Source organism: Streptomyces sp. NBC_00435, from assembly GCF_036014235.1.
In the GTDB taxonomy this organism is placed as follows: Bacteria; Actinomycetota; Actinomycetes; order Streptomycetales; family Streptomycetaceae; genus Streptomyces.
Genome location: NZ_CP107924.1, coordinates 3,868,389 through 3,881,543, shown reverse-complemented (window position 1 = coordinate 3,881,543; position 13,155 = coordinate 3,868,389). Strand labels below are relative to the sequence as shown.

11 protein-coding genes are annotated in these 13,155 nt (G+C 71.0%); 7 read left to right on the top strand and 4 right to left on the bottom strand.

The window, feature by feature from the left end:
- Positions 1 to 208 precede the first annotated feature (208 nt).
- On the top strand, positions 209 to 1,387 hold the full coding sequence (locus tag OG389_RS17705; RefSeq protein ID WP_328299469.1) for a phosphodiester glycosidase family protein: 1,179 nt from the start codon (positions 209 to 211) through the stop codon (positions 1,385 to 1,387).
- On the opposite strand, the gene OG389_RS17700 is transcribed toward OG389_RS17705, so the two are convergent.
- Together OG389_RS17700 and OG389_RS17695 are read right to left on the bottom strand one after the other, a co-directional pair.
- A complete protein-coding gene (locus OG389_RS17700; protein ID WP_328299468.1) occupies positions 1,332 to 2,336 on the bottom strand; it encodes a CDP-alcohol phosphatidyltransferase family protein in 1,005 nt (334 codons plus the stop codon). The two genes, OG389_RS17705 and OG389_RS17700, sit on opposite strands and share 56 nt — an antisense overlap.
- Before the next feature lie 91 nt (positions 2,337 to 2,427).
- Positions 2,428 to 3,102 carry an HD domain-containing protein gene (locus OG389_RS17695; RefSeq protein WP_328299467.1) on the bottom strand — a complete coding sequence of 225 codons (675 nt, stop codon included), beginning with the start codon at positions 3,100 to 3,102 and terminating at the stop codon, positions 2,428 to 2,430.
- 108 nt (positions 3,103 to 3,210) lie between these two features.
- Between OG389_RS17695 and OG389_RS17690 the strand changes: the two genes are divergently transcribed.
- A complete protein-coding gene (locus OG389_RS17690) occupies positions 3,211 to 3,906 on the top strand; it encodes a copper homeostasis protein CutC (protein ID WP_328299466.1) in 696 nt (231 codons plus the stop codon).
- Between the two features lie 54 nt (positions 3,907 to 3,960).
- Here the strand turns inward: OG389_RS17690 and OG389_RS17685 are convergent, their stop codons facing one another.
- On the bottom strand, positions 3,961 to 5,934 hold the full coding sequence (locus OG389_RS17685; RefSeq protein ID WP_328303864.1) for a HelD family protein: 1,974 nt from the start codon (positions 5,932 to 5,934) through the stop codon (positions 3,961 to 3,963).
- A gap of 442 nt (positions 5,935 to 6,376) precedes the next feature.
- Here OG389_RS17685 and OG389_RS17680 point away from each other — a divergent pair, with 442 nt between their 5' ends.
- The gene (locus OG389_RS17680) at positions 6,377 to 6,562 is read left to right on the top strand and encodes a hypothetical protein (RefSeq protein WP_328299465.1); all 186 of its coding nucleotides are present in this window, start codon (positions 6,377 to 6,379) and stop codon (positions 6,560 to 6,562) included.
- Between the two features lie 69 nt (positions 6,563 to 6,631).
- Positions 6,632 to 7,468, top strand: a complete 837-nt coding sequence (locus tag OG389_RS17675; RefSeq protein ID WP_328299464.1) for a glycosyltransferase family 87 protein — start codon at positions 6,632 to 6,634, stop codon at positions 7,466 to 7,468.
- Here OG389_RS17675 and OG389_RS17670 read toward each other — a convergent pair.
- On the bottom strand, positions 7,426 to 9,066 hold the full coding sequence (locus OG389_RS17670) for a DNA repair helicase XPB (RefSeq protein WP_328299463.1): 1,641 nt from the start codon (positions 9,064 to 9,066) through the stop codon (positions 7,426 to 7,428). The genes OG389_RS17675 and OG389_RS17670 overlap by 43 nt on opposite strands.
- A 27-nt stretch (positions 9,067 to 9,093) precedes the next feature.
- Here OG389_RS17670 and OG389_RS17665 point away from each other — a divergent pair, with 27 nt between their 5' ends.
- The 3 genes from OG389_RS17665 to OG389_RS17660 all read left to right on the top strand — a co-directional run bounded on the left by OG389_RS17665 (position 9,094) and on the right by OG389_RS17660 (position 13,007).
- Positions 9,094 to 10,728, top strand: a complete 1,635-nt coding sequence (locus OG389_RS17665) for a recombinase family protein (RefSeq protein ID WP_328299462.1) — start codon at positions 9,094 to 9,096, stop codon at positions 10,726 to 10,728.
- Positions 10,729 to 11,178: 450 nt separating this feature from the next.
- Positions 11,179 to 11,790: an HNH endonuclease gene (locus OG389_RS36790; protein ID WP_443059438.1), complete on the top strand. Its 612-nt coding sequence runs from the start codon at positions 11,179 to 11,181 to the stop codon at positions 11,788 to 11,790.
- Between the two features lie 638 nt (positions 11,791 to 12,428).
- Entirely contained in the window at positions 12,429 to 13,007 is a 579-nt protein-coding gene (locus OG389_RS17660) for a recombinase family protein (RefSeq protein WP_328299461.1), read from the top strand.
- Positions 13,008 to 13,155 lie beyond the last annotated feature (148 nt).

Here is a 13,155-nt window from a genome sequence, read left to right as displayed (position 1 = left end):
GGGCGGGGCAGGGGCGGGGGCGCGGCTGCGTCCCGGGCCGTCCCGGGCCGATCTCCCGGAGAACGACCGGTCGGGTGGCGGGTTACGCGGGCCGGGCGCGGGCACCGGCGGTGTCCCGGGCCGCGCCGGAACGGGCGCGTACGGGTTCGACCGGCCGGCCGGGGGTCCGGGCCGCCACCACCGGGCGGCCGCGCTCGTTGGACGTCCCATGTCCGCAGTCGGTCTCCGCCGCAACCGGCGCACGAGCGCCCGGGTCGTCGGCGCGCTCTTCTCGGTGGGAGTGCTCCTGCTGCCGTCGGCGTTCCCGGACCGCTTCGGACCGGACCGGGTGGAGCGGTACGCGATGGCGGCGGGGGCCCGGCTCACCGTCGTCGACAGCCCGGCCCGGTCCGTGGTGTACCGCCTGGCCGAAGCCGCCGTGGGCGCCGGCTCGCTCTCCCTGCTGGGGGACGGGCTCTCGCGGCGCCGCCCGCTGTCGTCCATGGCCCGGGAGGCGGGGCCGGATCTGGTGGCCGCCGTGAACGGCGACTTCTTCGACATCCACGGTGGCGGTGTCCCGCTGGGCCCGGTGATCCGTGACGGCGAGCTCCTCAAGGGCTCGGCCGATCCGGTGAGGGCCGTCGGAACGGACAGCCGGGGGCGGCTGCGCAAGGGACACGTGCAGCTGACGGGGACGCTGACCGCCGGGGGCACGGCCTACCCGCTGAGCTGCCTCAACTGCCTCTCCCCCGAGTCGGGACTCACCGTGTACACGCCCGACTGGGGCCCGGGGCCGCGGCCCGCGCGGCACGGCCTACCGGTCCGCCAGTTCGCCGTCTCGGCGGGACGCGTGGTGGAGGCCCGTACGGGGGTCGACGGCCGGCCGGTGCCGGCGGGCGGCTTCCTCGTGGTGGCGGCGGGGGAGAGCGCGCTGGCCACGGCCGCGGTCGGCCCGGGTACGGCCGTCTCCTTCACCGCGGGCCAGAAGCCCAGGAAGCGGCCCTGGGCGCTGGCCATCGGATACCGGGGGACGCTGCTGCGACACGGCAGGATCCCCGCCTTCCGGAACACCCCCCGCTACCGGATCCGCGAACCCCGGACCGCGCTGGGCTGGGACGAAGCCGGCCGGAGGCTGTGGCTGCTCGTCGTGGACGGGCGGTCCTCCCACTCGGCCGGACTGACCGTCGCGCAGACCGCACGGCTGCTGCAGCTCCACGGGGTGCGCAACGCCGTCATGCTCGACGGCGGCGGGTCGGCCGAGATGCTCGCCCGGACCTCGTCGCGCGTCCTGCGGATCGTGAACGATCCCTCCGGGGGCGAGGAGCGGCCCGTGCCCAACGGTCTGGCCCTGCTCAGCCCGCCACGGCGGCAGCGCAGGCGCCCGCATCGGCTCCGGTGGAGTCCCTGAGCGGCCCCTCGACCGGGCCGCGGGGCGGGGGCACCGCGTCCAGGCGCCGCATGGTCTGGGTGAAGTCCCGGGTGGAGAGGAGCAGTTTGTGGACGACGAACACCTCGAAGACGAGGAGGCCGATTCCGGCGACGGCGACCGGGGCGGCCAGGTGCCCGGCCGCCGGGCCGACGATGAACACGGCCATCTGGAACTCGACCCCGCTGATCAGGTGCGGGCGGATGCGGGAGCGCATCAGGAAGTCGCGGGCCGTCAGGTACCAGGGGTAGGTGCCCCGGAACTCCTCGTGCAGGTCGATCACTTCACCCTCGGGCGGGGGCAGGTCGGCTCCCCGCTGCCGCCGGTCGCGCTGGAGGTGCTCGATGAACACGGGGGGCGCGGTCTCCTCGAAGGCCGGGTGGCCGCTCACCTGCGCGCGCATGTCGGCCCGAACCTGGTTGACCTTCGTGGAGTCGAGGTAGCGGAACATGTCGAGGAAGACCACCGCGAGCGCGAGCAGGAGGTAGCGGGGATCGTCCCGCAGGACCCACTGCGCTCCGAACAGCGCGACCGTGCAGCACATCACGCGCAGGCGGTCCAGCATGAAGTCCAGCCAGCCGCCGAACAGACTGCCACTGCCCTGGAGCCGTGCCAGCTTCCCGTCCACGCAGTCGAGGACGAAACTGGCGTGGTAGAGCAGCGCGCCGACCGCCAGCCAGTTCCGGGTCCCCTGGGCGAAACAGGCGGCGGCGCCCAGCCCTACGAGGAACGCGGCCCAGGTGACCTGGTCCGGGGTGATCCGGGTGTGGCGGTCGGTCCAGCGGACGAGGGGCACCGCGAGCGGATCGACCAGCGCCACGGTCCACCAGGCGTCCCGTTCCTTGCAGGCGATCCGGCGCACCTCCTTCACGCTGAGTGATGTTCGCGCCTTGGTGTGAGGCGGCCCGGCGTCCTGAGCAGGCGCATGCATGCGGCGCACTTTAGGAGTCGCCACGCTGCGTAGCCGAATCGCAACTCGTTGGACGGCGTGTCGGGCTCGCGGATGACCTCGACGACGGGTCCTAGTCCCGGTCGGGGGACAGCTCCGCGAGCTCGATGGCCAGGTTCGCGCGGGCCGGGGCCTCCCAGTGCGCGGCTCCGTACGCGGTGCGGAAGAGCCGGGGCAGGTCCAGCAGTTGGCGCAGGACGGCGGCCCGGCCCGTGCGGAAGTCCTCGTCGGGGACGAAGCCGTACTCGGCGCGGACGGCGGCGGCGTACGCGGCGTACGCGGCGGGGGTGCCCGCCAGGACGGCCAGGTCGGCGTCGCACAGGACTTCGCCGTTGGTGTCGCCGGGCGCGGGGTCGTGGGTGACGGTGAGCCGGACGAGCCGGGCGACCTCGGCGGTCCGGTCGTCGTCGATGCCCAGCTCGGGCAGGGCCCGCTCGGCGAGTACGGCGCTGCGCTCCTCGTTCTCGGAGCGGTCCGGACGGTAGACGGCGTCGTGGAACCAGGCGGCGAGCTCCACGGCGGCGGGGTCGGGGGCGAGGCCGTTCGCTTCGTCCGCCAGTACGTCGATCCGTGCGAGTACGTCGGCCAGGTGCGCGGTGGTGTGGTACTTGCGCTGCGGCTCCGCCCAGGCGCTGAGGAGGCGGTCGGCGTACGGGGCGGGGTCGAGGTCGGTGCGGGCTCCGGCGGCGGCGGTGGTGGCGTGCCAGCGGGCGCGGAGGCTTTTCTCGCGGTGCGCGTCGGAAGTCATGCGCACATTGTGGTGGTGGCGTGGATGTGCTGGTGAGGGTGGGCGCGGGCCCGTACTCTGGATATTGGACTAGACCTATTTTCCATACGGGACGAAGGATGGGATTACATGAGCAACCGTGCGCTCCTGGAGGTGATCGCCCTCGACGTGGAGGACGCGGTCGCGGCCCAGGCCGGTGGGGCGGACCGACTCGAACTGGTCACCGACATGGCCGCCGACGGGCTCACCCCGCCGCGCGAGACCTTCGCGGCGATCAGGGCGGCGGTCGACATCCCGCTGCGCGTGATGCTCCGCAAGGCGGACGGCTTCTCGGCGGGCTCCGCCGAGGATCTGGAACGGCTGGTGGCGGAGGCGCGAGCGCTGCGCGCGGAGGGGGCGAACGAGTTCGTCCTGGGATTCCTGAACCCGGACGGCAGCCCCGACACCGCAGCTGTCGAGGCGCTCGTGGCGGAGCTCGACGGCTGCGGGTGGACCTTCCACCGGGCGATCGACCGCGCGGCGGACCGCGACCAGCTCCGCAAGGCCGTCGCGGATCTGGCGGGGCTCGACACGTACCTGACGGCGGGTGCGGCGGGTGGCGTCGACGAGGGTCTGCCGGTGCTGCTGGAGGAAGCGGCGAAGGCCGGGACCCCGGGGTACGAGCAGCGGGTCCTGGTCGGCGGGGGCCTGACGCTGGCGCACCTGCCGGTGCTGCGGGCGGCGGGCATCGACGCCTTCCACATCGGCGGCGCGGCCCGACCCTCCGGGTGGGCCCACCCCGTCTCGGCGTCGGCCGTCACCGAGTGGCGCACCGCCCTGTCCTGACCACCCCCGCGCGCCGCCCCCTGGCCGGGAGGGGCGGCGGTGCGCCGCCTGGGGTCAGGCCAGGGCCGCCGGCAGGGGGGTGGCGTGGAGGAGGGTGAGACCCGAGACGGCTCGGGTGAGGCAGACGTACAGGCGCCGCAGCCCCGTCCGCTCGTCCGGCTCGCCCGCGACCACCGCCGCGGGCTCGTCCAGGACCACGTAGTCGTACTCCAGGCCCTTCGCCAGCGACGCCGGCACCAGCGTGAGCCGGGACTCGGCCGTGGTCTCCTCACCGGGAGCCAGGTACGGCAGCCCCGCCGCGAGCAGGGCCTCCGCCAGCTCCGGGATCCGTGCGTCCGCGGCGATCAGGCCGATCGAGCCCTCGTGCGCGAGCGACGCCCGGCACGCCTCCACGGCCGCCGCCGTCGGATCCGTGACGGGCGAGACCACCAGCGAGCCCGGCGTCTCGCGCACCGAGGAGACCGGCGCCAGCCCCGGCGAGATCGCCGGCAGCAGGCGGGAGGCGTAGGCGATCACCTCGCGCGGTACGCGGAAGCCCGCCGTCAGCTCCTCCAGCACCGCGCCCGGCTTGCCCAGGTGCCCCAGTGCCTCGTCCCAGCTGCGCGTCGCCCACGGGGTCGTGCCCTGCGCGAGGTCACCCAGTACCGTCGCCGAGCCGGTCGTGCAGCGCCGCCCGACCGCCCGGTACTGCATCGGGGACAGGTCCTGCGCCTCGTCGAGGACGACGTGGCCGAGCGAGTGCGTGCGCTCCACCAGGTCGGTCGCCTCGTCGATCAGGACCAGGTCCGCCGCGGACCACTTCGCCGACTTCACGCTCCGGAACGGCTTCTGCCACAGCAGCAGCTTCTGCTCCTCCGCCGTCAGGACCCCCTCGGCGTGCTCCGCGAGGAACTCCGGGTCGCAGAGCAGGCGCAGCACCAGCTTGGCCGGCTCCACCAGCGGCCACACCGCCTTGACCGCGGCCTTCACGGCGGGATTGCGCGCCACCGCGTCCTGGACCCGGTCGTCGGGGGCCTCGCCCGCCTGCTCCATCCGTACGAGGACCGCGTGCGCGATCCGCTGCGGGAGGGCGTCGCGGGCGGCGCCGTAACGGATGTCGCGGTTCTGCAGCTCGGCGACGATCTCGGCGATCTCGTACGCGGGCACCCGCCAGCGGCGCGATCCACGGACCACCATCAGCGGTTCGACGGGCTCGCTCACGTGGGAGTGGACCGCGCGGCGCAGCACCTGCGCCATCCGGGCGTCGCCCTTGACCACGGCGGTTTCGGCGGCGTCCGTGCCGCGTACCTCCAGGTCCGCGCGGGCGACCAGGTCGTCGACGGTGGCCTGCTTCACCTCGAGCTCGCCGAGCGCGGGCAGGACCTGCTCGATGTAGTGCAGGAAGGAACGGTTCGGCCCGATGACCAGGGTGCCGGTGCGGGCGAGGCGGTCGCGGTGCGCGTAGAGGAGGTACGCGACCCGGTGCAGGCCGACCGCCGTCTTGCCGGTGCCGGGGCCGCCCTGCACGCAGACGGAGCCGGACAGGCCGGAGCGGACGATCTCGTCCTGCTCGGGCTGGATCGTCGCGACGATGTCGCGCATGGGGCCCACGCGCGGACGCTCGATCTCCTGCTGGAGCAGCTTGCTGACGGCCGCCGCCTCCGCCGGGTCGGACAGGTGCTCGTCCTCGTACGCGGTCAGCTCGCCGCCCGTGTAACCGAAGCGGCGGCGCAGCGCGATGTCCTGCGGGTCGTTCTTGGAGGCCCGGTAGAAGGGCTGGGACACGGGTGCGCGCCAGTCGATCACCATCGGGTCGCCGTCGGCGTCGTGGACGTGGCGGCGGCCGATGTAGAACTGCTCGCCCTCCGCGCCCTCGGCGAGCTCCGCGCCGGGTGCGTGCAGGTAGTTGAGGCGGCCGAAGAAGAGCGGGGTGTGGGAGAGGTCGGCGAGGGCCTTGATGCGGTCGTCGATCTGGGCCTGGAGGACGATCGCGTTGACCCAGTTCGCGGTGACGTCGCGGATGTCCAGGGCCTCCACGTCCTCGCGCATCGCGCGGAGCGCGGAGCGGGAGGAGGCGAGGTGGGCGCGCTCCCTGCCCAGGGGGTCGGTGGCGGCTGCGTCGATGTCGGCGGCGGGGTCGGTGACGTGGGCGTGCGCGGGCACGGAACTGCCTCCAGCTGCTGAGTGCTGCGTGATGCGGGACGGACCCCGCCGGTTTCCGGCCGGCGGGCGGCTCTCCCGGTGACGCGGAGGGAGGCGGCAAGAGCGGAGATTCTAGTCACCGGGGCCGCGGTGCGCGAACGGATATCGCCGCGCGGGGCGGGCCGGAAGTCCTTCTCGGCGACGCCCCCGTACGGGTGTCGTTCGGGTCGGGTCCTCCTTTGGGCAGAGCCCGTAGGGGGAGGCATGGGTCGTGAGTCGTAGGCGGGGGACCTGGAGGTTCAGTCCCCAGGGCGATGTGGTGAGCCGGGCGGAAACGCACCATGGATACATGAGCACCGCAACCTTCACCCCGGTCCAGGTTGGCCGCCCGAGCGGCGCCACCGCCCTTTCCGACTCCCGTCCGCGCCACGGCGTCGGCAGCGTGCTGCGCGCCGCCAAGGTCTTCGCGGCCGCCGCCGTGAGCGTCGTCGTCCTGGGCGAGTACGCCGAGGACGCCGGCGTCATACGCCGCTGACACCCAGGCCGATGTCCGGGCCGATGTCCGGGACGACCTCCAGCTCGGCTGATCCACTAGGGTCGCGCCGTGACCCGGAGCCCCGACACCAGCCGCCCGCCGTCGCCCCGCGCCGGTGTGCTGTTCGCGGGACTGCTGCTCGCGCTCGGCGTACTCCGCATCGTCCCGCGCATTCCGATGGCCGATGCCCTCGTCCACGGGTTCTCCGCCGCTGAGTGGCGTCCGCCCGCCGCGTACCCGCCCTTCGCGGCGATCCTGTTCACGCCGGCCGCCTGGCTGCCGGCCGGGGTGCTGAAGGCCGTACTGGTTCTGGGCACCGCCGGCCTGTTCGCCCTGCTGATCCTGTTGTCCTGCCGGCTGGCGGGGCTGCGGGCCAGACCGGGCGCCGTCCTGGCCGCCACCGTCGCCGGACTGTGGCTGGAGCCGCTGCTGTTCCGCACCCCGCTGTCCGGCCAGATCAGCCTGGCCCTCGCCTGCCCCGTGCTGTGGGACCTGCTCCGGCCGCACGCCGCGCTCGGCAAGGGCTTCGCCCTGGGCACGGCCGCCGGGATCACCCTGACCCCGGCGCTCCTGATCCCGTACCTGCTGCTGACCGGCCGGGTCCGGGCCGGTCTGACCGCACTGGCCGCCTTCGCGGGCAGCGGCCTGCTCGGGATGCTGGTCCTCCCGGGGCCCTCCGCGGAGTTCTGGTCCCGACACCCGCCCGCGGGTGGCCGCTCGCTGGTCCTGGACTGGCCCCACCTCTGGGTGTGGTCCGTCCCCCTGCTCACGGCCCTGCTCGCCGCCGCCCTGCGCCGCGGCCGGTCGGCCGTCGGGGTGAAGGGCGCCGACCGGCAGGAGGCGGCCGACCGGCGGTCCCGCGCTCAGCCGTCGGCCAGCAGCTCGTCCGCGTCCATGATCCGGTAGGCGTAGCCCTGTTCGGCCAGGAAGCGCTGGCGGTGCGCCGCGAAGTCCTGGTCGATGGTGTCGCGGGCGACGACCGAGTAGAAGCGCGCCTCGTGGCCGTCCGCCTTCGGGCGCAGGACGCGGCCCAGGCGCTGGGCCTCCTCCTGCCGGGAGCCGAAGGTGCCGGACACCTGGATCGCGACCGTGGCCTCGGGCAGGTCGATGGAGAAGTTCGCGACCTTCGAGACGACGAGCACGCTGATCTCGCCCTCGCGGAAGGCGTTGAAGAGCTTCTCGCGCTGCGCGTTGGAGGTCTCGCCCTTGATGACGGGAGCGTCGAGGTGCTCGCCGAGCTCGTCGAGCTGGTCGATGTACTGCCCGATGACCAGGGTCTGCTCGCCCGCGTGCTTGCGCACCAGCGCCTCGGTCACCTTCCGCTTGGTGGCGGTGGTCGCGCAGAACCGGTACTTCTCCTCCGTTTCGGCGGTCGCGTACGCGAGCCGCTCCGAATCGGTGAGGTTCACCCGGACCTCGACGCAGTCCGCCGGCGCGATGTAGCCCTGCGCCTCGATCTCCTTCCACGGGGCATCGAACCGCTTCGGCCCGATCAGGGAGAAGACGTCCGACTCGCGGCCGTCCTCGCGCACCAGCGTGGCGGTCAGGCCGAGGCGGCGGCGCGCCTGGAGGTCGGCGGTGAACTTGAACACCGGAGCGGGCAGCAGGTGCACCTCGTCGTAGAGGATCAGGCCCCAGTCCCGGGAGTCGAAGAGCTCCAGGTGCGGGTAGATGCCCTTCCGCTTCGTCGTCAGGACCTGGTACGTGGCGATCGTGACGGGCCGGATCTCCTTGCGGGTGCCGGAGTACTCGCCGATCTCCTCCTCCGTCAGCGAGGTCCGCTTGATCAGTTCGTGCTTCCACTGGCGGGCGGAGACGGTGTTCGTGACCAGGATCAGCGTCGTCGCCTTGGCCTTGGCCATCGCTCCGGCGCCGACCAGCGTCTTGCCGGCGCCGCAGGGCAGGACGACCACGCCGGAGCCGCCGTGCCAGAAACCCTCGACGGCCTGCTGCTGGTAGGGGCGCAGCGCCCAGCCGGTCTCGTCCAGCTCGATGGGGTGCGCCTCGCCGTCGACGTACCCGGCGAGGTCCTCGGCCGGCCAGCCCAGCTTGAGCAGGGTCTGCTTGATCTGCCCGCGCTCGGAGGGGTGCACAGCGACGGTGTCGGCGTCGAGCCGGGCGCCGACGAGCGGGGCGATCCGCTTGGACCGCAGGATCTCCTCCAGCACCGGCCGGTCGGTGCTGGTCAGGACCAGTCCGTGGACGGGGTGCTTGGAGAGGGTGAGGCGGCCGTAGCGGGCCATGGTCTCGGCGACGTCGACGAGCAGCGCGTGCGGGACGGGGTACCGGGAGAACTCCACGAGCGCGTCCACGACCTGCTCGGCGTCGTGGCCGGCCGCGCGGGCGTTCCACAGGCCGAGCGGGGTGATGCGGTATGTGTGGATGTGCTCGGGAGCGCGCTCCAGCTCGGCGAAGGGAGCGATGGCGCGGCGCGCGGCTGCGGAGAGCTCGTGGTCGATCTCCAGGAGGAGTGTCTTGTCGCTCTGGACGATCAGGCAGGACACGCATACCTCCGAGGTTAGGATCATCCCGTGACAGACAGCACACCCGCCATGGCTCGGGCGTTGCCCCGTGCCCGACGCTCTAAGGGCGTCTCGGCAAGTGCGCCGGGAATGCGCGCTGCCATCTACGTACGACTTTCACGCGAAACTGAAGAGTCTACATCGCCCGAGCGTCAGCGGGCTGCCTGTGAGGCGTTGTGCCAGGCCAGAGGCTGGAACGTCGTCGCAGTAGAAGAAGACATCGACGTGTCCGGATATTCCCGTGGGCTGGACCGCCCGGGGCTGCAACGGGTTCTCTCTCGTCTCGCCGAGTTCGACGTGATCGTGTTCTTCAAGATCGACCGACTGGCCCGGTCCACGGTGGACTTCGCCGAGATCATGAAGATCACTCAGAGCGCGAGCGTGGCGTTGGCGTCGGCAAGCGAACCGCTGGACCTCACGTCGTCCATGGGGCGTGCCATGGCGAAGGTGATCGCGGTCTTCGCGGAACTGGAGTCGGACACCATCGGCATGCGCGTCTCCAGCGCCCATGAGCACCTGCGCCGGGAAGGGCGCTACACGGGCGGCAGGGTGCCGTACGGCTACCGGGTGGTGCCGAACCCCGACGGGGCGGGGAAGGTGCTGGAGATCAACCCTGAGGAAGCCGAGACGATTCACGGGATCGTGGAACGTGTGCTCAACAAGGACTCGCTCCTGAAGATCGCATCGGACCTCACCGCGTCGGACAAGCCATCGCCCGGCCACTCGTCCCGCCAGACCACGGGCAAGCGCAGCGATTCGAAGCAGTGGTACACGTCCTCGCTGCGCAGTCTGCTGACCAACCCCCAGTTGCTGGGGCAGGTGATCGAGGACGGCAAGCCGATCCTCATGACGGACGGCCTCCCGCTGGTCAACCGCACGCCGATTCTCGATATGGACACCTGGCAGGCGTTGCAGGACGAGTTGAGCCGGCGGGCGAACCCCGGTGACCGGCGCCGTGAGGGTACGTCGCTGCTGCGCGGGATCGTCTACTGCGCGGTGTGTCAGAACCGGATGTACACGTACATCGCCAAGGGGCGGACCCGGTACCGCTGCATCGGCCGGTTGAAGGCGCGGCAGTCCGGTGTGGAGAACGGCTGCTACGGCGTGAGCATCGCCGGTGAGGGCATGGAGCAGCACGTCACGGACAGGTTCCTCACGGCGTTCGGCGGGCTCGCTGTCGTGCGCATGGTGGAGCACGTGGGCGAGGACTTCCGCCCGCAGGTCCGGCAGGCCCGGGAAGCGCTGGAGGAGCTTGAGAAAGACCGGTACGACCGGGGCCTGTTCAAGGGTGAGGAAGGTTCGCAGAGGTACGCAGCGCAGTACTCGAAGTTGGAGGAGCGGCTTGAGTCGCTGAACGAGAAGCAGCGCCACGCCAAGCCCGCAGGTGTCGAAGAGATCCCCACGGGCCACACGCACGCACAGCTCTGGCACGGTGCCGACACGGCGGGGAAGCGGGACCTGTTGCTGAACGCGGGGGCTTACGTCGAAGTCGGCATGTCCCGTAAGGGCGGCCCGAGGCTCGATACCTCCCGTCTCGTGATCCACTTCGGTGTGGATGGCGAGATCCGCCGTGCGGACGCTGACGGCAAGGACGTTGAGGCGGTCATCCAACAGGCGGTGGCACGGGACCTAGAGCTGTTCTAAGCCCGCCTGTACGCCTGTCACGGCCCGTCGCTGGGGAAACCTGGTGGCGGGTCGTTCGTCGTCCCTGGCAGCGTTGTGACCTGCGGGGGCGGTGTCAGAGGCTGCGCGTAGGTTCCGGCTGTGCCCGTACGTCGGTCACGGTTTTGTCGGGGTGGTGGTGGGGTGGTGATGCAGGGGAGGGGTCTCCTTTTCCCTGCTTTGCTTCTTTAGAGCCCGTCCGGTACCCCGCCCCAACCCTTGCGGTTGCTGGGCTGTAGGTGTCTCGGCGGAGGGGTTCATGATCAACAAAAATGAAAGAGGGGGTGCCACTTGACGGCCCTTGAGGAGTCGCGCGCCACATGTTCGGAGTGCCTTGGTCCGCGTCCACGCTCCGACCGTGGGACGTGTGGCGCACCACTGTGCCGGGAGTCGGCCCGCTTGCAGATTGCCGCCCGTAAGGCTCGTGAGGCGGTGCGTGCTGCCGTTGGTGCTCCTCGCTGCCATCGGTGTGATGAGCCGCACGGTCGGGCGTCGTGGGCGCTGTACTGCCTGCCGTGCGCGGAGGAGGTCAACGCGTCACGGCACGAGAAGCGTCGTAAGCGGGCTGAGCCGGCGAGGCAAGAGGCTGCCCTCAAGCCCTGCGAGGCGCCGAAATGCTCAAACCCCGTGGGCCTCTCGGGTGGTGCTCCTCGCTCGTACTGCTCGGAGGAGTGCAGTCGTGCCGCTGAGTACGTCCGCAAGCGTGCCCGGACCAAGCCCGGACCGGTGCCTTGTCGGCGGTGTGGCAAGCCTGTGGTCCTGAAGTTCCGTGACGGGGTGTGCCGTGCGTGCCAGAAGCCTCAGCGGGTGAAAGCCCGCCGGGTGACCGTTCAGCGCGCTGTCCGTGCGGCTCACGGGGATTCCGGATGTCATCACTGCTCGGCTCCGCTGCCTGAGGGTGGGGTGATTGATCACCTGATTCCGATATCGCGGGGCGGTCTGTCGGAGGTGGCGAACATGCGGGTGGTGTGTGTGGTGTGCAACTCGTCCAAGAAGGACCGACTGCTGGACGAGTGGTCTCCGCCGTTGGTCGCTGCGGGGTGAGAGCGTCCAGCGTGAGGCCTGCGGGTGACGGAGGTGACGTTCAAGACCCCGATTCTCCTTTCCCCCTTACATGTCTAAGGGAATACAGAAACAGCCTCTCGAACGTCACCTCCGTCACCGCCTTGCCGCCGGACCCCCAGGGGGGTACCCCCCGACCCCCCTCGCCCTGATCGTGTGGGAGAGAAAACTCTCTGATGGATCATCAGGGCGTTTGCGCGGAGCGGCCGTCGAACACGTCGGGTGATGAACCCTCCTCCTTCTCTCGCTGTCCGTGACGAAGGGGGTGTGAAGTGACGCACTGGACCCTTATTTCCTATCTCTCTAATACGCGTTAGAGAGAAGGGGAAAAGGGGGTCCAGTGCGGCACTTTGACGGCGGGGCCGACGCGCCCCAGGGGGGTGACCTCAGGGAGGCATCCCTCTGTACCGGTTAGGTGCTGACCCGCTCGGCGCGTACGGGTCTGGGGAGGATGCGGCCCACGGTTGCAGCGTGTGACCACTGGCGGGCCGTCCATCAAACGATGGTTTATGAGACGGTCGCGTTGACGATGTCAGGGGCCCGAATTGGTGTCCACTACCCGTCTCAAAACCTCCCTGAAACCCTTGAGGTTCTGAGATGAGTTGTGAGACGATGTGGTCATGAACACGAACACGGGACACCTCATCGGTTACGCACGGGTCAGCACGGATGACCAGGAAGCTCAGCTCCAGCACGACGCGCTTGCGGCAGCGGGTTGCGCACGGGTCTTCACGGACAAGGCGAGCGGCAAGAACACGGACCGCCCTGAGCTTGCCGCCGTTCTCGACTACGTGCGCCCCGGGGACACCCTGTGCGTGTGGAAGCTTGATCGCTTCGCTCGCTCGCTGATCGACCTGGTGAACATGGTGGATGCTCTCGCTGCCCGTGGGGTCGGGTTCAAGGTGTTGACGGGGGCGCTGGCGTCGATCGACCCGAACACGCCGGACGGGCGGCTCATGCTTCAGGTAGTGGGCGCGATGGCGGAGTTCGAGCGGAGCCTGATCAAGGACCGGACGCGTGCGGGTCTGGACGCTGCCAGGGCTCAGGGGCGTGTGGGCGGCCGTCCGGCTGTGATGGACGCGGACAAGCTCGCTGTGGCCAAGGCTCGCAAGGCTCAGGGCGAGAGCGTCACGGCCATTGCCAAGGCGCTCAAGGTGTCCCGCGCGACGCTGTACCGGGCGCTGGACGAGAGCAAGTAGTCCGTCCTCCGAGAGACCGTCTGCCCCTCTGCGGGTGGGCGGTTTTTCTGTTGTCCGGGCGGGGTGGGGCGCTGCGAAAGTTGAGCCGGCGAACCGTCTGGCGATCCCGGCTCAAGCTCGGAATGCGTGCGCTAGGTGCAAGCCTTTT

Bases quoted from the DNA above. Each gene is read 5' to 3' on its own strand.
- OG389_RS17705 (WP_328299469.1), top strand. From the start codon at position 209: ATGTCCGCAGTCGGTCTCCGCCGCAACCGGCGCACGAGCGCCCGGGTC.
- OG389_RS17700 (WP_328299468.1), bottom strand. From the start codon at position 2,336: ATGCATGCGCCTGCTCAGGACGCCGGGCCGCCTCACACCAAGGCGCGA.
- OG389_RS17695 (WP_328299467.1), bottom strand. From the start codon at position 3,102: ATGACTTCCGACGCGCACCGCGAGAAAAGCCTCCGCGCCCGCTGGCAC.
- OG389_RS17690 (WP_328299466.1), top strand. From the start codon at position 3,211: ATGAGCAACCGTGCGCTCCTGGAGGTGATCGCCCTCGACGTGGAGGAC.
- OG389_RS17685 (WP_328303864.1), bottom strand. From the start codon at position 5,934: ATGCGCGAGGACGTGGAGGCCCTGGACATCCGCGACGTCACCGCGAAC.
- OG389_RS17680 (WP_328299465.1), top strand. From the start codon at position 6,377: ATGAGCACCGCAACCTTCACCCCGGTCCAGGTTGGCCGCCCGAGCGGC.
- OG389_RS17660 (WP_328299461.1), top strand. From the start codon at position 12,429: ATGAACACGAACACGGGACACCTCATCGGTTACGCACGGGTCAGCACG.